The organism is Micromonospora arida (genome assembly GCF_003857035.1).
Lineage (GTDB): Bacteria > Actinomycetota > Actinomycetes > Mycobacteriales > Micromonosporaceae > Micromonospora > Micromonospora arida.
In genome coordinates this window covers 1-17,636 of record NZ_QGSY01000085.1, presented here as the reverse complement: position 1 = coordinate 17,636, position 17,636 = coordinate 1, and the positions used below count along the sequence as shown (strand labels likewise).

General features: G+C 71.0%; 11 protein-coding genes, 2 tRNA genes and 1 pseudogene. 4 read left to right on the top strand and 10 right to left on the bottom strand.

From position 1 onward, the window contains the following. Nucleotides 1-140: 140 nt before the first annotated feature. Nucleotides 141-1,079: a ribose-phosphate diphosphokinase gene (locus DLJ58_RS03105; RefSeq protein WP_124853755.1), complete on the bottom strand. Its 939-nt coding sequence runs from the start codon at nt 1,077-1,079 to the stop codon at nt 141-143. A gap of 101 nt (nt 1,080-1,180) precedes the next feature. On the opposite strand from DLJ58_RS03105, the gene glpK reads away from it, so the two are divergent. After that, complete coding sequence (glpK, locus tag DLJ58_RS03100; RefSeq protein ID WP_124853754.1) at nt 1,181-2,665, top strand: glycerol kinase GlpK; 1,485 nt, start codon at nt 1,181-1,183, stop codon at nt 2,663-2,665. Nucleotides 2,666-2,669: 4 nt separating this feature from the next. On the opposite strand, the gene DLJ58_RS03095 is transcribed toward glpK, so the two are convergent. Continuing rightward, entirely contained in the window at nt 2,670-3,503 is an 834-nt protein-coding gene (locus DLJ58_RS03095) for a phosphoribosylaminoimidazolesuccinocarboxamide synthase (RefSeq protein ID WP_124853753.1), read from the bottom strand. A gap of 138 nt (nt 3,504-3,641) precedes the next feature. On the opposite strand from DLJ58_RS03095, the gene DLJ58_RS03090 reads away from it, so the two are divergent. Further along, nucleotides 3,642-4,961 carry an ABC transporter substrate-binding protein gene (locus DLJ58_RS03090; RefSeq protein ID WP_124853752.1) on the top strand — a complete coding sequence of 440 codons (1,320 nt, stop codon included), beginning with the start codon at nt 3,642-3,644 and terminating at the stop codon, nt 4,959-4,961. Between the two features lie 57 nt (nt 4,962-5,018). Here the strand turns inward: DLJ58_RS03090 and DLJ58_RS03085 are convergent, their stop codons facing one another. Further along, on the bottom strand, nt 5,019-5,267 hold the full coding sequence (locus DLJ58_RS03085) for a hypothetical protein (RefSeq protein ID WP_124853751.1): 249 nt from the start codon (nt 5,265-5,267) through the stop codon (nt 5,019-5,021). 163 nt (nt 5,268-5,430) lie between these two features. Here DLJ58_RS03085 and DLJ58_RS03080 point away from each other — a divergent pair, with 163 nt between their 5' ends. Then, nucleotides 5,431-9,204, top strand: coding sequence for a S8 family serine peptidase (locus tag DLJ58_RS03080; RefSeq protein ID WP_124853750.1), 3,774 nt, complete (start codon nt 5,431-5,433; stop codon nt 9,202-9,204). A gap of 120 nt (nt 9,205-9,324) precedes the next feature. Here the strand turns inward: DLJ58_RS03080 and DLJ58_RS03075 are convergent. The 6 genes from DLJ58_RS03075 to DLJ58_RS03050 all read right to left on the bottom strand — a co-directional run bounded on the left by DLJ58_RS03075 (nt 9,325) and on the right by DLJ58_RS03050 (nt 15,394). Further along, nucleotides 9,325-9,401: transfer RNA gene (locus tag DLJ58_RS03075), tRNA-Met, on the bottom strand. 126 nt (nt 9,402-9,527) lie between these two features. Further along, nucleotides 9,528-9,601, bottom strand: a tRNA-Met gene (locus tag DLJ58_RS03070). 84 nt (nt 9,602-9,685) lie between these two features. Then, nucleotides 9,686-10,609 (bottom strand): hypothetical protein, encoded by a 924-nt coding sequence (locus tag DLJ58_RS03065; protein WP_124853749.1) that lies wholly within the window; start codon nt 10,607-10,609, stop codon nt 9,686-9,688. Continuing rightward, nucleotides 10,599-11,108 (bottom strand): RNA polymerase sigma factor, encoded by a 510-nt coding sequence (locus DLJ58_RS03060; RefSeq protein WP_124853748.1) that lies wholly within the window; start codon nt 11,106-11,108, stop codon nt 10,599-10,601. The genes DLJ58_RS03065 and DLJ58_RS03060 overlap by 11 nt, the downstream gene beginning before the upstream one ends. 191 nt (nt 11,109-11,299) lie before the next feature. Continuing rightward, nucleotides 11,300-14,284 (bottom strand): UPF0182 family membrane protein, encoded by a 2,985-nt coding sequence (locus DLJ58_RS03055; protein WP_124853747.1) that lies wholly within the window; start codon nt 14,282-14,284, stop codon nt 11,300-11,302. A gap of 96 nt (nt 14,285-14,380) precedes the next feature. Continuing rightward, nucleotides 14,381-15,394: a YlbL family protein gene (locus DLJ58_RS03050; RefSeq protein WP_208740822.1), complete on the bottom strand. Its 1,014-nt coding sequence runs from the start codon at nt 15,392-15,394 to the stop codon at nt 14,381-14,383. Between the two features lie 115 nt (nt 15,395-15,509). On the opposite strand from DLJ58_RS03050, the pseudogene DLJ58_RS03045 reads away from it, so the two are divergent. After that, a pseudogene (locus DLJ58_RS03045) lies at nt 15,510-16,778 on the top strand (zinc-dependent metalloprotease); the annotation flags it as partial. Nucleotides 16,779-17,004: 226 nt separating this feature from the next. Here DLJ58_RS03045 and DLJ58_RS03040 read toward each other — a convergent pair. Next, on the bottom strand, nt 17,005-17,613 hold the full coding sequence (locus DLJ58_RS03040; protein WP_124853746.1) for a hypothetical protein: 609 nt from the start codon (nt 17,611-17,613) through the stop codon (nt 17,005-17,007). Nucleotides 17,614-17,636 lie beyond the last annotated feature (23 nt).

Below are 17,636 nucleotides of genomic sequence, written 5' to 3'. Positions count from 1 at the left end.
CAGTAAGTGCAAGATCGCGCGCCCCACCCCCGCAGCGCGCGATCTTGCACTTACTGTCCCGGCGAATCGCCCAAACCCGCTCATCCTGGCGACACAAACTGCAAGATCGCGCGGGGTAAGAGGCGAGGGGCGAGGACGGGTTAGGCGAAGAGGGCGGAGACGGATTCTCCGTTGTGGATTCGGCGCGTCGCCTCGGCCAGGGCGGGGGCCACCGACAGGACCTGCAACTTGGGGACCCGCTTGGCGGCGGGGATCGGCACCGTGTTGGTGCAGACGATCTCCAGGACGCCGTCCTGGTCGCTGAGCCGCTGCAACGCGTCGCCGGAGAAGAGGCCGTGCGTGCAGGCGAGCCGGATCGACCGGACATTCAGGCCGCGCAGATGCTCCATCAGCTCGACCACCGTGCTGCCCTTGGCGATCTCGTCGTCCAGCACGATGACATCCCGGTCGGCCACGTCGCCGATCACCGCGCTGATCTTGACCAGGTCGTCGCTGAACCGCTGCTTCGCCCCGGCCGCGACCGGCGTGCCGAGCAGCCGGGCGAAGGCCGCGGCCTCCTTGGCGTTGCCCAGGTCGGGCGAGACCACCACTGTGTTGCTGAGGTCGTAGCGCCGGAAGTGGGTGGCCAGCTCCCGCAGCGCGTGCAGGTGATCCACCGGGACGCTGAAGAAGCCGTGCACCTGCGGCGAGTGCAGGGTCATCGCGAGCACCCGGTCCGCCCCGGCCGAGGTGAGCAGGTCAGCGACGAGCCGCGCGCCGATCGAGATCCGTGGCGCGTCCTTCTTGTCCGACCGGGCGTACGCGTAGTGCGGCAGCACCACGGTGATCCGACCGGCGGAGGCACCCCGGGCAGCGTCGATCATCAGCAGCAGCTCGACCAGGTGCTCCTGCACCGGCGGCACCAACGGCTGGATCAGGAAGACGTCCCGCTCCCGGCAGTTGGCCTGCAACTGGACTTCCAGACAGTCGTTCGCGAACCGGGAGACCCGCACCGGGTGCAGCGGCACCCCCAGGTGGGCGCAGATCTCGGCAGCCAGGTCGGGATGGGCGGTTCCACTGAAAACTGCGATGTCGCGCACGTTCGCACATCGTAGGGGACGCCGACTGCCGCCGACGGCGGCGGGCCGGAACCCGCCGTGACGCCTGTCGCGCCGCGCCGCCGTCCGGGTACGGTGCTGCGGTGACCCCCCAGTACGTCGCCGCCATCGACCAGGGCACCACCTCCTCGCGGTGCATCGTCTTCGACCGGGCCGGGGACATCGTCGCCGTGGCCCAGCGCGAGCACCGGCAGATCTTCCCCCGACCGGGGTGGGTGGAGCACGACGCCGAGGAGATCTGGGACAACGTCGAGCAGGTGGTCGCCGAGGCGCTGCGGGCCGCCGGCACCGACGCGTCCGGGCTGGCCGCCGTCGGCATCACCAACCAGCGGGAGACCACAGTCGTCTGGGACCGGGCCACCGGCCGCCCGGTGGCCAACGCCATCGTCTGGCAGGACACCCGCACCGGGCCGCTGCTGCGCGAGCTCGCCTCGGCGTACGGCGAGGAGCGGTTCCGGGCCCGCACGGGCCTGCCGCTGGCCACCTACTTCGCCGGGCCGAAGCTGCGCTGGCTGCTCGACGAGGTCGACGGCCTGCGCGAGCGCGCCGAGCGCGGCGAGGTGCTCTTCGGCACCATGGACAGCTGGCTGATCTGGAAGCTGACCGGCGAGCACGTCACCGACGTGACCAACGCCAGCCGGACCATGCTGATGGACCTCACGACCCTGGACTGGGCCCCGGAGCTGCTGGACGCGATGGGTGTTCCGGCGGCGATGCTGCCGGAGATCCGTTGCTCCGCCGAGGTGTACGGCACGGCCGGCGGGGTGCTCGCCGGGGTGCCGGTGGCGAGTGCGCTCGGCGACCAGCAGGCCGCCCTGTTCGGGCAGACCTGCTTCCAGCCGGGTGAGGCGAAGTGCACCTACGGCACCGGCAGTTTCCTGCTGCTCAACACCGGCGCCAGCCCGGTCCCGTCGACGCACGGCCTGCTCACCACGGTCGCCTACCGGATCAAGGACCAACCACCGGCGTACGCCCTCGAAGGCGCCATCGCGGTCACCGGCTCGCTGGTGCAGTGGCTGCGGGACAACCTCGGGCTGATCTCCACGGCCGCCGAGGTGGAGGAGTTGGCCCGCACCGTGGACGACAACGGCGGCTGCTACGTGGTGCCGGCTTTCTCGGGGCTGTTCGCCCCGCACTGGCGCAGCGACGCCCGCGGGGTGATCGCCGGCCTGACCGGCTACATCACCAAGGGGCACCTGGCGCGTGCGGTGCTGGAGGCGTCGGCGTGGCAGACCCGCGAGGTGGTCGACGCGATGAACGCCGACTCGGATGTGGCGCTGCGCCGCCTCCGGGTGGACGGCGGGATGACCGCCAACGGCCTGCTCATGCAGTTCGTCGCCGATGTGCTCGACGTGCCGGTGATCCGCTCCCGGATCACCGAGACCACCTGCCTGGGCGCCGCGTACGCGGCCGGTCTGGCGGTGGGCTTCTGGCCGGACCTGGCCACCCTGCGGGCGCAGTGGCGCTCCGACGCGCAGTGGGAGCCGGCCATGGCCCCGAAGCTGCGCGAGGAGGAGCTGCGCCAGTGGCGCAAGGCCGTACAGCGCACCCTCGACTGGGTGGAGTGAGCTGTCACTCCCAGCGGTTGCCGGTGAGCTTCTCGTAGACGTCGATGTAGCGAGCCCGGGTCGCCTCGACCACCTCGGCCGGCATGTCCGGGGCGGGGGCCTGCTTGTTCCAGCCGCTGCCGGTGGCCCAGTCCCGCACGTACTGCTTGTCGTAGGAGAACTGCACCCGGCCCGGCTGGTACGACTCGGCCGGCCAGAACCGCGACGAGTCGGAGGTGAGCAGTTCGTCGGCGAGGACCAGCGTGCCGTCCGGCGCCCAACCCAGCTCGATCTTGGTGTCGGCGACCAGGATGCCCCGGTCGGCGGCCAACTCGGCGCCGCGCCGGTAGATGTCGATGGTGATCTGCCGCAGCCGCTCGGCGGTGGCCTGACCCACCTTGTCCACCACGTCGTCGTACGTGATCGGCTCGTCGTGCTCGCCCATCGGCGCCTTGCTCGACGGCGTGAAGATCGGCTCGGGCAGGATCGACGCCTCGCCCAGCCCTCGCGGCAGTGGTACGCCGGAGACCGCGCCGGTCTGCTCGTACTCACGCAGGCCGCCGCCGGTCAGGTAACCACGGGCGACGCACTCGACCGGGACCATGTCCAGCCGCTGGCAGCGGATGGCCCGCCCGGCGAACTCGGCGGGCACGTCGGTGGCCGAGATGACGTGGTTCGGAACCAGGTCGGCGAGCTGCTCGAACCACCAGAGCGAGAGCGCGGTGAGCAGGCGACCCTTGTCCGGGATCGGCGTCGGCAGCGCCACGTCGTAGATCGAGATGCGATCCGAGGCGACCAGGATCAGGTCGTCGCCGTCGGCGTAGACGTCCCGGACCTTGCCCGAGTGCAGAAGTTCCACGCGCCCTAGTACACCACGCGACATTGGAAGGGCCTGATTCGACCACCCGGCCGAGGGTGACCGGACGGACGTTGACACCTTCGTGCGCTGCCTGCGTGAATGGTCCGACCGCCACCCCCGTAGGTCCAGGAGAGCCCCGTGCCCGTTGTTCGACCCCCGCTCGACCGCCTCGGTGCCGACCCGGGCCGGCGCCGACTGCTCGGCGCGCTGCTCGGCGCACCTCTGCTCGCGTCCGGCGGGCTGGCGGGGTGCACCGACGGCGCCGCCACCTCGACCCAGGACGGGCCCGTCGAGCTGTCGGTCTTCTGGTGGGGTGGCACCAAGCGGGCCGAACTCACCGAGAAGGCGCTGCGGCTCTACTCGGATCGCAACCCCCGGGTCACCTTCCGGGTCACCTGGCAGGGCGCCGACGGCTACTACGACCGGCTGGCCACCCAGGCGGGCGGCGGGAACGTACCGGACCTGATCCAGATCGACGACGCCATGCTGACCGAGTACACCCAACGTCAGGTCATCCTCGACCTCACCGACCACCACCTGGATCTTCGGGGCCTGCCGGAAGGTCTGATCCGCTACGGCACGGTGGAGGGGCGGACGATGGCGGTGGCCGCCGGGCAGACCCACGCTGTCGTGGTGTTCAACCGGGACCTGCTGCGGGAGCTGCAGATGCCGGAGCCACGCGCCGGGATGACCTGGGCCGAGTACATCTCCTGGGCCACGCAGGTCACCGAGGCCAGCGACCGCCGGGTGGCCGGCACGATGGACGGGTCGGGCGACTACCGGGCGCTCTGGCTCTGGCTGCGGTCGCAGGGCGGCGAGTTCTACCGGGGCAACCAGCTCGGCTTCGGCGCGGACGAGCTGATCGCGTGGTTCGAGTTGTGGCAGCGGGCCCGCCGGAGCCGAGCCACGCCGAGCGCGGCCCTGGTCGAGCAGGCCGACAGCGGCGAGCCGGCCCGGCAACTGGTGGTGAGCGGGGTGACGGCGGCGTCCTTCGCCTGGTCGCACCAGCTACCGGAGCTGCAACGACTCACCGAGTCCGAGTTGGGCATCGTCGGCGTTCCCGGACCGCCGGGGGCTCAGTGGGCGCGAGCGTCGATGTACTGGGCGGCCTTCCGGGGCACCCGCCACCCGGACGCGGTCGCCGACGTGATCAACTTTTTGACCACCAATGGTGAGGTTGGCGCCGTTCTCGGCCACGAGCGGGGGCTGAACGCCAGTGCCCAGGTCCGCCGCTACGCCGAGGGCAGCATCACCGACCCGGCCCAGCGACGGGCCGCCGAGTTCGGCGCCAGCATCGCCGACCTGCTCGGGCCTGCGCCTGCGCCGCCGCCCAGGGGGCACGCCAAGGTGCGCACCCTGCTGGTCACCGCCGCCGAGCGCATCCGCGTCAAGCGCGACGGCACCCGCGAGGCCACCGCGCGTTTCCTGTCGCAGGCCATCGCGGCCCTGGCGGTGTGAGCACCGGCGGCCGGCCCGGGGCCGGCCGCTGGTGACCCGTCGACGCCTCGGGCCCGGTCAGCGCGGCGGGCCACCCCGGCGGTTGCGCATCAGACGCAACACCAGGAACACGATGATCGCGACCACCACCAGGCAGCAGAGCAGAGGGAGCACCCCGAAGCCACTGCGGCCTCGCCGCCGGGCGGCCTCCACCACGAGTTCGCCGGTGCCCGTGGACGCCCAGGCCGCGACCGGCACGAAGACCGCCAGTACGACCGCACCGAAGACCGCGCTCAGGCGGCCCCACCACTTACCGAATGAAGACATGTGCCCATCCTCGCCGAAGGGCGCAACCTCGGCACGTCGGTCCACACCGAATCACGGGACCGGATGGTCGGGAAGCTCTCCGGCCGGGGCGCAACGCGCTCGCAACGTCCCGGCAAAGATGATGATCTTTACATGAATGTCTTGAGGTGATCGGATTCGCCTCATGCTCAACTCTGTAGACAGTGCGCGGATCTCTCGTACCCGAAGATCTGCGGCGGCAGCGGTCGGCGTCACCCTCGTCGCCGCTCTGCTCACTCCCACAGCGGCGCACGGCGCCCCACCGCCCCCGCCCCCGCCGACGAGATCTGCTCCGAGCGGCAACGCGGAACGCGCACCCGTCACGGTCACGCTGATCACCGGCGACCGGGTGACGGTGACCCCGGGCGTCCACGGCGCAAGCCCCTCGGTGGATGTCAAGCGCGCCCCGGGTGCCACCGGCTCCGTACGCGTCTCCACAGAGGGCCGGGACACCTACGTGTACCCGGACGAGGCGTTGCCGTACCTCGCCACCGGTCGACTCGACAAGCAGTTGTTCGACGTCACCCAGCTCATCGCCCAGGGCTACGACGACGCACGGACCGCCGAACTCCCCCTGATCGTCACCCGCACGACGGGTGCGGCGAAGCTCAGGGCCGGCACCACGCTGCCGGGCGCGCAGACCACGCTGGAGCTTCCCTCCGTCCGTGGCGAGGCGATCCGCACCCGCCGATCGCAGGCCGCGGACTTCTGGGCGGCCCTCACCAATGGACAGTCGCCGACCGGCCGCAGCGCTGCGGCCCCGGCACCCTCCTTCGCGGCCGGCGTCGACAAGGTGTGGCTCGACGGCAAGGCGAAGGCCACCCTGGCCGACACCACCGCCCAGATCGGCGCGCCCGCGGCGTGGGCCGCGGGTGGCACCGGCAGCGGTGTCCGGGTCGCCGTCCTGGACAGCGGGGTGGACACCACCCACCCGGATCTCGCCGACCAGGTGGTGGCCTCCCGGAGCTTCATCCCCGGCCAGGACGTGATCGACCGGAACGGGCACGGCACCCACACCGCCTCCACCGTCGCCGGGACGGGCGCCGCCTCCGGCGGCAAGGAACGGGGCGTGGCCCCCGACGCCGACCTGGTGATCGGCAAGGTCCTCGACGAGTACGGCAGCGGGTCCATCTCGGGGATCATCGCGGGCATGGAGTGGGCGGCGCGGGCCGAGCACGCCAAAGTGATCAACATGAGCCTCGGCGTCAGCGCGTGGCACACCCAGGACGACCCGCTGAGCCAGGCCGTCAACCAGCTGACCGCCGAGACGGGCGCGCTCTTCGTGGTGGCCGCCGGCAACAGCGGACCAGACCCGTACACCCTCGGTGCGCCGGGCACCGCGGACGCCGCGCTGACCATCGGCGCGGTGGACACCTCCGACCACCTGGCGCAATTCTCCAGCGTCGGACCCCGGATGAACGACGAGGCTCTCAAGCCGGACATGACCGCTCCCGGGGTGGACGTGCTGGCGGCACGCTCGCAGCACATCTCCTGGGGTGAGGGCTACTACTACGCCGACAGTGGCACCTCGATGGCAGCGCCGCACGTCGCCGGGGCGGCCGCCCTGCTGGTGCAGAAGCACCCGACCTGGAGCGCGCGGCAGATCAAGGACGCGCTGATGAGCACCAGCGTCCGCACGCCCGACTACGACGCCTACCAGGCCGGCAGCGGTCGGTTGAACGTCGCCGCCGCCTACCACCAGGACCAGGTCGTCGCGTCCGGGTCGCTGGACGCCGGACTCGTCGGCTGGGGCACCGCACCACAGCCGATCAAGCGGACGATCACCTACACCAACACCACGGACAGCCCGATCGCGTTGGAGCTCTCCGTCGACGGCGGCACCACCCCCGCGCAGACGTTCACGGCAACCGCCGACCGCGTCACGGTGCCCGCTCGGGCCAGCGCGACGGTCGACGTCGTGGTGGCCCCGGCCGGCCTTCCCGCCGGCAGGTACTCCGCCCAGGTCACGGCCCGGTTCGCCGCCGGCGAGGTGCACACGGCCGTCGGGCTCGCCGTGGAGTCCAAGAAGCACAACCTCACCATCCACCTGAAGGACCGCGCCGGCCGGCCCATGAGCGGCGAGGTCGAGGTCGTCAACGCCGAGACCGGCTCCGCCTTCATGTGGGTGCCGGACGGAAAGCTCACCGCCCGCCTGGCGCCCGGCTCGTACACCGTCGTCACGGCGGCGGACGTGGAGGGTCTGCGCGGGCCCCGCTCCCTCGGGCTCGCGATGCTGACCGCTCCCGAGGTCGACCTGAGCACCGACCGGGTCGTGGAACTCGACGCCGCCAGGGCCCGCCAGGTGAAGGTGGCGACACCCCAGCCGACTGCCGTCGTCAACAGTCGAATCGACGTCTACCGCTCCTTCACCTCGAGCGAGCCGACACCCACCGACTGGAACGCCCTCCGCGAGACGTTCTGGCCGGGTGCCGCCTACGACAGCCTGTGGGCCCTACCGACCAGGGACAAGGTGCGCAAGGGCAGCTTCGTCTTCACCACCCGGATCCGCGCCGAGCAGACGCCGCTGGCCATCAGCTACCCCGGCCGGCAGCTCAGCGACCCGCTCGCCCAGCCCGGTTCCCCGCCGCTGCCCGACGGCACCTCGCGCCTGGACGCCGTCTTCGCGGGTGCCGGCGGCACCGCCGACTACGCCGGCCTCGCCGCCCGCGGCAGGGCCGTAATCGTCCGCGCCAACGACTCGGTGACCCCCACGGATCAGGCAACGGCGGCGCACACCGCCGGTGCAGCGATGCTCGTCGTGGTCAACGACCAGGCGGGCCGCAGGAGCGACTGGTACGGCAACCCCGACGCCGTGACGACCGGACCGATCCCGGTGGCCTCGGTGACGATGGACGAGGGCGAGGCGTTGATCCAGAAGATCACCGCTGCGGGCCGCAACCCGGTACGACTGGTCGTGGTCGCCCACCCCAGGGCGAAGTACCTGTACGACCTGGTGGACTACCACAGTGGCGGGGTGCCGAAGGACCCGTCCGCCAAGACCGACCCGCGCAACCTCGCCCGGATCGATCTCACCTTCTCCCCGCCCCCGGGGAAGCAGTCCAGCGAGACCCGGATGGACTTCCCGCCGTACGAGTACGCGGCGGCGCGGCCCTTCCCGTTCGAGCCGGTCGCGCCGGGGCCGCGTACCGACTGGGTCTCCGCGGGCGGCGGCGTCAAGTGGATGCAGTACGCCGACGTCGCCGACTGGGCGCGGTCCAACACGGAGGCCATCGCGTACCGGCCGGGCAGCGTCCAGAAGGACCGCTGGTTCGGGCCCATCACCCGGCCACGCCTGCTCAGCACCGAGATCCCGTTCCGTGGTGAGACCGCCATGAGCGCCTACATCCAGGGTTTCGGCGACGCGGGCGCCGCCCACAGTGGCGGGGCCAGCATGTCGCAGATCGCCACGTTCTATCAGGGCGACAAGCAGCTGACCCAGTTCGACGGCTGGCCTGAGGTCGGCGCGGGTGACCTGTCGCCGGAGAAGCTGCCGTACCGACTGGTCGTCGAGACCACTGGCAAGCCCGAGTTCAGCCCGTACTCGACCGCCACGCACACCGAGTGGAGCTTCGTCTCCGGCGGCAGCACCGAGGTGCAAGCCATCCCGCTGGTCCAACTGGACTACGGAACGGACGTGGACCTCGCGGGTCGGACGAAGCGCCGAACCGACTTCTCGATCACGCCCGTGGTGGTGGGCAGCACCGCTGCCCGCGACGCCGTGTCGTCGCTCCAGCTGGAGATCTCCTACGACGACGGGGTGAGCTGGCAGCGGCAGGACCTGCGGGAGAAGAAGGGCACCTGGCAGGCGACGTTGAACGCGCCGCACCGGGCCGACTTCGTGTCGATCCGGGTCACCGCCAAGCAGCGCAACGGTGGCGGCGTCACCCAGACCGTCACCCGGGCCTTCGGCCTGCGGTAGAAAAACCGCCCGGGGCCGGTGCCGACGAGGTGCCGGCCCCTCCGGGGCCCCTCATTTCGACAGCGGCACCAAACAAGTCCGGCCCCCACAGTGTGGGGGCCGGACTCGTATCACTTTCAGTGGTAGCGGGGACAGGATTTGAACCTGCGACCTCTGGGTTATGAGCCCAGCGAGCTACCGAGCTGCTCCACCCCGCGTCGACTGGTTAAGACTAACCCACCCGTTCCGGCGATGATCAGCGGGGGTCACCAACCGCTGGGGCCCGCCACGCCAGAAAGTCGAAAACCCGCCTCCGGTGACCCGGAGACGGGCTTCGAACTTTGTAGCGGGGACAGGATTTGAACCTGCGACCTCTGGGTTATGAGCCCAGCGAGCTACCGAGCTGCTCCACCCCGCGTCGGCTCGCTAACCGTAGCGCACCACCCCCGGGCCCCGCAAAACGACATCCGAATCCACCGGACCGCGGTCCGGCACGTCCCGGTCAGCCAAGCCACCTCCGGATGGCGGCGACCGCGCGGCGACCGTCCGCGTCGACCTGCGCCCGCTGGCTGGAGGTGCCCTCCCAGCCCTGCTCCCAGAGAATGGTCACCACGTCGCCGACCCGGATCGCCCGGACCAGGCGAACGACGTCCGCACCGGTCGGGTCGCCGTTGACGTCCTGACCCGCGCTGCGCATCTCGAACAGCACCGACTCGTCGCCGAACCCGCTGTCGGGGATCAACCGCTGCCTGCTCTCCCCCAGCGTGTCGTCGCCCGGCATCTTCTGCACCGGGCAGTCCCGCACCGCCTGCCGCAACTCCTTCAGCACGTCGTCGGCGCGCCCGGCCCGGTAGATGGTGATGGAGTGCGTGTAGCTGCCGTCCGGGACGTACCCCTTGGGGGTCTGCGGCAGCTTGTAGATCAGGAGCCGAGTACGGCGGTGCACGACCGCCTCACCCCCGATGTCTGCGCCGCACAGGTTCGGCAGTACGGCCTCGTCCCGGAACTCTGGCGCGATGCCCACCTGGTTGGTCGGCGCCAGCGCGAAGAACGCCCGATCCGGGATGCTGGTCGGCGTCCTGGCGGGCTGCGTGCCGGTGGCACCCGGAGACGTCGTACCCGGAGAGCGGCCGGGCGTGGTCGGCGGGACGGACGGCGATGGCGAACCGCCAGTCGGGCTGGGAGACGGCGACGTCGACGGCGTCGGCGCGCCGGCCGGCGCGGGTACGGACGCCGACGGCGGGGTGACCACCTGGGCCCCGATCACCACGCCCACCACCACCAGCCCCACGGCGAGGGTCCCCCCGGCCGCACGGAAGCGGGCCCGACGGTCCGCCCGGTGCCGTAGCACGTCGGGAAGGCCCACATCGCGAGCGTCAGCGTCGGCGGCGAGGGACCTGTACAGCTCGGACAGTTCACGCGACATCGGTGGCCTCCAATTCCACGACAGCCAGATCGGGCAGCAACGCGGCGAGTCGGGCCCGACCGCGGGAGAGCCACGACTTCACCGTGCCAACGGGTACGCCGATCTCATCGGCGATCTCCTCGACAGGCATGTCGAACAGGTAGTGCAGCGCCAGGGCTCGCCGGTGGGTTGCCGGCACCTGACGCAGGGCCTGGACCAGCAGCACGCTGTCCTCGCTGGGCGGAGACACCGACGGCGGAGGCCCGGCCAACCGCAACGCGCCCCGCAGACCGCGCAGCCGCCGCCAGCGGTCGGTCGCCAACCGGGACACCACCAGTCGCAGCCACGCCTCCGGCGCCGGATGCGCCGACAACCTCCCCCACTGCCGCCAGGCCCGGGCGTACGCCTCCTGCACCAGGTCCTGCGCCTCGTCGTAGTCGCCGACGACCGCATAGCCGTACCGCATCATCCGCCGCGTCGTACTGCGGTAGAAGTCATCGAAGCTTTGCCCGTCCCTCACAATTGCTCCCCCTCATCCACCCCGTTGCAATTGAGGACGGCGAACCGGTGCCGCGGGTTGCGGCCCAGCTGCCCCTGTCGGCGAGGTGACAGCGGGGGCACAGCCCGGACGCGGCGGAGCCCCCGCCGTTCGGACCGGTGCGGTCCGAACGACGAGGGCTCCGAGACGTACTCCCGGCGGTGGCGGGCGGGTCAGCCGCCGGCGCTCGGGCTGGCACCCGGCACGCCAGCGGCCTGCTGCGCCTGCTGGAACGCGGTGAGCGCCTCGTCGAGGGCCTTCAGCGCACGCCCGTACCGCTCGAAGTCGCCCGACGTCTGCGCGGCCCGGACCTCGGTGATCGCGGTCTGCACCCGGTCCGCGGCGGCAGCCAGGTCACCGGTCGGCGGTGGCGTGCCGGCGCTCGGGGTCGGTGTTGGCGCCGCCGTCCCCGAAGGCGCCGGAGTCGGCGTCGGGGTCGTCGGATTGCCCCCGGTCGTCGGCGGCGGCGACGTACCCTGCCCGGCCTTCTTACCCTGCTCGACCAACTGCTTGATGCCGTCGTTGATGTTGTCGGCGAGCGCCACGAAGGAGCCGCCGTCACCGTACGAGAGCAGCACCTTCTGCAACAGCGGGTACGCGTCCTGCTGGTTGCTCTTCACGTAGACCGGTTCGACGTAGAGCATCCCGTCGGCGAACGGCAACGAGAGCAGGTTGCCGTACTGCACCTGCGCCTGGTTGCTGGAGAGCAGGTTGAGCTGCTGACGGATGTTCGCGTTGTTGGTCATCTGCTGGTGCACCTGCACCGGGCCGGAGATCCGGGTCTGGTCCGGCAACTCCAGCACCTCCAGCCGGGGCTTCCCCTCGACGTACGACCCGGAGATCAGCGCGGCGAGGTTCTGCCGGCCGTTCGGCGTGACCGCCGAGGTGAGCTGGAACCGGGGGCTCTCCTGCCCGGGGAACTGGGTGAAGAGGTAGTACGGAGGCTGCTTCTGGCCGCTGTCCGGAGCGTCCGGCACGTTGGGCACCTGCCAGAAGTCCTGCGCCGAGTAGAAGTCACCCGGGTTCGTCACGTGGAACTTGGTCAGCAGGTTGCGCTGCACCTTGAACATGTCCGCCGGGTAGCGCAGGTGCTCGGTCAGCTCGACCGGGATCTCCGCCTTCGGCAGCACCAGGTCACCGCCGAACGCCTTGTTCCACGCCTTGAGCACCGGGTCGGTGTCGTCGTACTCGTAGAGCTTCACCGTGCCGTCGTACGCGTCGACGGTGGCCTTCACCGAGTTGCGCATGTAGTTGACGTCTTCCCGGGCCAGCTGGAAGGTGCCCCGGTTGGTCAACTCGTCGGTGGTCTCGGTCTGCAGGTTGACCTTCTCCGCGTACGGGTAGGAGGCCGCCGTGGTGTAGCCGTCCACGATCCACTGAACCCGACCGTCGACCACCGCCGGGTACGGGTCGCCGTCCAGGGTGAGGAACGGCGCGACCTTCTCCACCCGGTCGCGCGGGTTACGCACGTAGAGCAGCTTGGAATCCTCGTTGACCGCCTCGGAGAGCAGGAAGTTCGACTCCTGCTCCTTGATGGCGTACAGCAGTCGCCGGGTGAACGAGCCGATCTCCACACCGCCCTCACCGGTGTAGGTGTAGGACTCGCCGCCGCCCTCACCGACCGGCCGGTCGAACTCGGCCTTCTTGTTCGGGTCGGACTGCCCGACGATGGCGTAGTCGTCGGCCGCCATCCGCTCGCCGTAGTAGATGCGCGGCTGCTTGGCCGGGATCTGCTCGGTCTGCGAGGAGCACGCCTCCTGGGTCTTCTCACCGAGGAAGCCGGAGACGAAGAACGGCTGCCCCCCGCAGACCACCTGGTTGGCCGGGGCGGCCACCAGCCCGTACCCGTGGGTGTAGACGGTGTGCCGGTTGATCCAGGTGTTCTGCTGGTCGGTCAGCTCGCCGTAGTTGATCTCCCGGACGCCGACCACGTAGTCGGAGACCTTGCCGTTCACCCCGTAGCGGTCGATGTCCAGCTTCGGACCGAAGTCGTAGAAGCCACGCACCTGCTGGAGCTGGGTGTACGTCTCGCTGACCAACTGCGGGTCGAGCAGTCGCACGTTCGACACCACCGAGGTGTCGGTGGCCAGGTTCGCCGGTGGGGTGAGGTTGTTCGCCGCGTACGGGGTCGTCTCGGTGGCCCCCAACCCGAACGCCGCCCGCGTCGCGTCGATGCTGCGCTGGATGTACGGCGCTTCCTTGTCCTTGGCGCTCGGCTTGACCTCGAAGGTCTGCACCGCCCAGGGGTAGATGCCGCCGATGGCCACCGCGGACACGCCGAGCAGCGCCAGCGAGATCCCCGGCCAGACCAGGTTCCGCATCCAGGCGTTGGAGAACACGAGGATCGCGATCGCCACCACGATCGAGATGTAGGCGAGGATCTCCTTCGCCGGCAGCAACGCGTTGACGTCGGCGTAGCCGGCGCCGTACAACTTGGCGCCCTCGTTGTACTCCAGCAGCATGGCCCGCCGGTCCAACACGTACGCGATCGCCTTCAACAGCACGAAGACCGCGACCAGGGTGCTCAGGTGCGCGCGGGCCGCGTTGCTCATCCGGTCGCCGACGCCCTGCAGGCGGACCCCGCCGAAGAGGTAGTGCACCGCCAGCGCGCCGATCACGGCCAGCACCACAGCGGTGAAGGCGACCCCGAGCAGGTAACGCCAGAACGGCAGTTGGAAGACGTAGAAGCCGATGTCGACCCCGAACTCCGGATCCTTGACGCCGAAGTCACCGCCGTTGCGGAAGAGCAGCCACTGGTTCCACCGGTTCTGCGCGGAGAGACCGGCGAAGAGCCCGACCACCGCGGCGGTCAGCGAGATCCAGGTGCCGAGACGCGGGCTGAGCACCATCCGGTAGCGCTCCAGGGTCGCCTGCTCCACCGAGTGCGGACGCAGTCGCGGGCGCAACCGGTAGGCCAGCCACAGGTTGCCACCGACGATCACCGCCATGCCGAGGCCGATGGCGAGGAAGAGCACCAGCCGGGTGAGCAGGACGCCGGTGAAGACCTCGGTGTAGCGGACCTCGTCGAACCAGAGCCAGTCGGTCCAGGCCTGGACACCCCAGCCGAGCAGGGTGAAGAGCACGAACACCCCGACCAGGACCGCGATGGTGACGCGCCCGCGCCGGCTCATCCTCGGGAGGGGGCTGCTGCTACGCATGACCACTGTTGGCTCCGCACGCTCGATATGATCGGCTCCGACCAGGCACCCAGAGTACGGGGTGTTCCTGAGCGTGTCGGGGCACGGTCACACCGGTCAGCAACGCGTCGGCTGACCACCCGCGCGCAACGTCTCCAGAGCGGTCATCGCATCGTCCAACGAGCCCACCCGCAACAGCGGCAGATCGGGCTGCGGATTGCGGACCGCCTCCGCGCAGTTGTCCGCCGGCACCAGAAAGACTTTCGCCCCGGCACGCTTGGCGCCGACCAGCTTCTGGGCGATCCCGCCGATCGGGCCGACGGCGCCCTCGTCGTCGATGGTGCCGGTGCCGGCGATGATCTGGCCGCCGGTGAGGTCGGCCGGGGTCAACTTGTCCACGATCCCCAGGGCGAACATCAGACCGGCGCTCGGCCCACCGATGTCGCCCAGGTCGATGCCGAGCGTGAACGGGTGTGGCTGCTGCTGATCGATCTCGACACCGATCCGCGGTCGGCCGTCCTGCTCCTGACTGGTCACCGTCGCGGTGGCCGGCACGCCGTCACGGGTGTAGCCGATGGTCAACGCCGTGCCCGCCGGCTTTGCCCGGACCAGCTCGGTGACCTTCGCGGCCACCGGCACCGGCTGGCCGTCGACCGAGGTGATCACATCGCCGGCCTTCAGCGCCCCGGCCGCCGGGCCGTCCCCGGCCACCGTCTTGATCACCACCTGCACCGGAAAGCCCAACTCCCGCAGCGCGGCGGTCTCCGCGCTGGTCTGCGACGCCTTGAAGTCCTCGGCGTTGCGCTGCTCGACCTGCTCCGTCGACTCCCCAGGCGGGTAGACCAGCTCACGCGGCACCACCGCCTCGTCGTCGGAGAACCAGCCCGCGATCGCCCCCCGCAACCGCACGGTGGGTTGCACCCCCACCGTGGTCAGCCGCAACTGGCCGGCCGAGGTCGAGGTCTCCCGACCGGAGACCTGGATGACCTCCTTACCGTCGGTCGTACCGAGGGTGTTGACCGTCGGCCCCGGCCCCAGCACCACGTACGGAATCGGCACCCGGAGCACCCCGATGCTCAGCAGGGCGGTGAACAGGGCACCGAGCAGGACCGTCAGGCCACGACGTCTCATGCCGCAGAGCGTACCGACCGGCTGCGGGTCACCCGCCGGTTGCGCCGCGCGACTTCGCCCTCAGCGCAACGCCAGCGGCGGCTACCTGGGGCGCGGTCCGCGTACCGTAGATGTCGTGCCTGATATTCCGTTCGGTTTCGCGCTCCCGGGTGGGCAACCACCAGACCCCAACGATCCCGCGCAGATGCAGCAGTTCATGTCGCAGTTGCAGCACCTGCTCTCCGCGCCGGGCAGCGGGCCGGTCAACTGGGACCTGGCCCGGCAGGTAGCAGCCAGCCAGCTCGCGGCCGCCGGTGACCCGGCGGTGTCGATGTACGAACGCAACGCGGTCGAGGAGGCGCTGCGCCTCGCCGACCTGTGGTTGGAGCCCGCCTCGGCGTGGCCCTCCGGCATCCAGAACCCCGTTGCGTGGAACCGCAACGAGTGGATCTTCAAGACGCTCGACGTGTGGCGCAAGCTGTGCGACCCCGTCGCCAGCCGGATGGTCGGCGCGATGGGCGACCTGGTGCCACCGGAGGCACGCGCCCAGCTCGGCCCGATGCAGTCGATGGTGGCGTCCCTCGGTGGCGCGCTCTTCGGCGGTCAGCTGGGCCAGGCCCTCGGTTCGCTCGCCGCGGAGGTGCTCTCCGCGGGCGACATCGGGCTGCCGCTCGGCCCGGCCGGCACGGCCGCGCTGATCCCGGCCAACATCCGGGCGTACGGCGAGGGCCTGGAGCTGCCCGAGGACGAGGTCCGCCTCTACGTGGCGCTGCGCGAGGCCGCCCACCAGCGGCTGTTCCAACACGTCCCGTGGCTGCGTGGGCATGTGCTCAGCGCGGTCGAGATGTACGCCTCGGGCATCCGGGTCAACCGGGAGGCGATCGAGGAGGCGATGGGCCGGGTCGACCCGACCGACCCCGAGTCGATGCAGGCGATCGCCCTGGAGGGCATCTTCACCCCGGAGGACACCCCGGCGCAGAAGGCGTCACTGGCCCGCCTGGAGACCGCACTCGCCCTGGTCGAGGGCTGGGTGTGCCACGTCGTCGACAGCGCCGCCAGCGATCGGCTGCCCAACGTCGTCCGGCTGGGCGAGGCGTTCCGCCGTCGCCGGGCCGCCGGCGGTCCCGCCGAGCAGACCTTCGCCGCGCTGGTCGGTCTGGAACTGCGCCCCCGCCGACTGCGCGAGGCCGCGGCTCTCTGGGCCGCGCTCACCCAGCACCGTGGCATCGAGGGTCGCGACGCCGTCTGGGGCCACCCGGACCTGCTCCCATCGGACGACGACTTCGCCGACCCGGTCGCCTTCGCGATGAACGACATGGACCTCAGCGAGCTGGACAGCTTCGACTTCACCGCCCCCGGCGGGGTTGAGGAGAAGGCCCCCGGCCAGTCGGATCAGCCCGATCCGTCGGGTCCGTCCGGGCAGTCCGGTCCGTCTGGGCAGTCCGGTCCGTCTGGGCAGTCCGGTCCGTCCGACGAGACCGACGGCGAGGGCGACACCAAGTCCTGACGCCCGCGCATCGACGGCCTGCGCCGCGGGTGCCCGCAGCTCGACAGCGGGCACCCGCGGCGCGTTCGGCGGGGCCGACGGTTCAGGTGGGGGCACCCGCGGCGCGTTCGGCGGTGCCGACGGTTCAGGTGGGTCGGCCCGACCCGGAGAGCAGGGCGCGGGTCGCTTCCCAACCCTCGAAGGCCGGGTCCAGCGTGGCCAGGTCAGCCGGGCCGCGCAGTCGTCGCCAACCGGTGGTGACCGCCACGTCACCCGGGCGCGGGGCGTTGGCGCGCGCCTCAGCAGGCGTCGCCGTGTCCAACTCCAGCGTCGGCAGCCAGTCCGGCGCGGGCAGGCGTACCGCGACCCCGAGCAGACCCGGGCCGCCGCCCTCGACCGGGGCCACCGCGACCGACCGACTGGTGAGTGGGCGGAGCAGCTTGCCGACGGTCAGGGCGGGCAGGTCAGGCACGTCACTGACCAGCACGGCCGCCTGGTCGTACCCCTCCAGCGCGGCGAACACGGCGTTCGGCGTCGGCTCGGCCACCTCGTACACCGCCGTACCGGGCCACACGAGCGCATCGGCCAGGGCCCGGTCGGCCGGGGTCACCGCGACCGCGACCTCCACCTCGTTGAGCGTGGCGAACAGGTCGATCACGTCTTCCGCGAGAGCCGCCCGCCACTGCGCCAGGTCGACGCCGGGCGGCGACCAGTGCACCGGCCCGAGCAACGCCACCACCAACCGTCGCGCCATCCCCCGACCCTAGTGCCCCACCC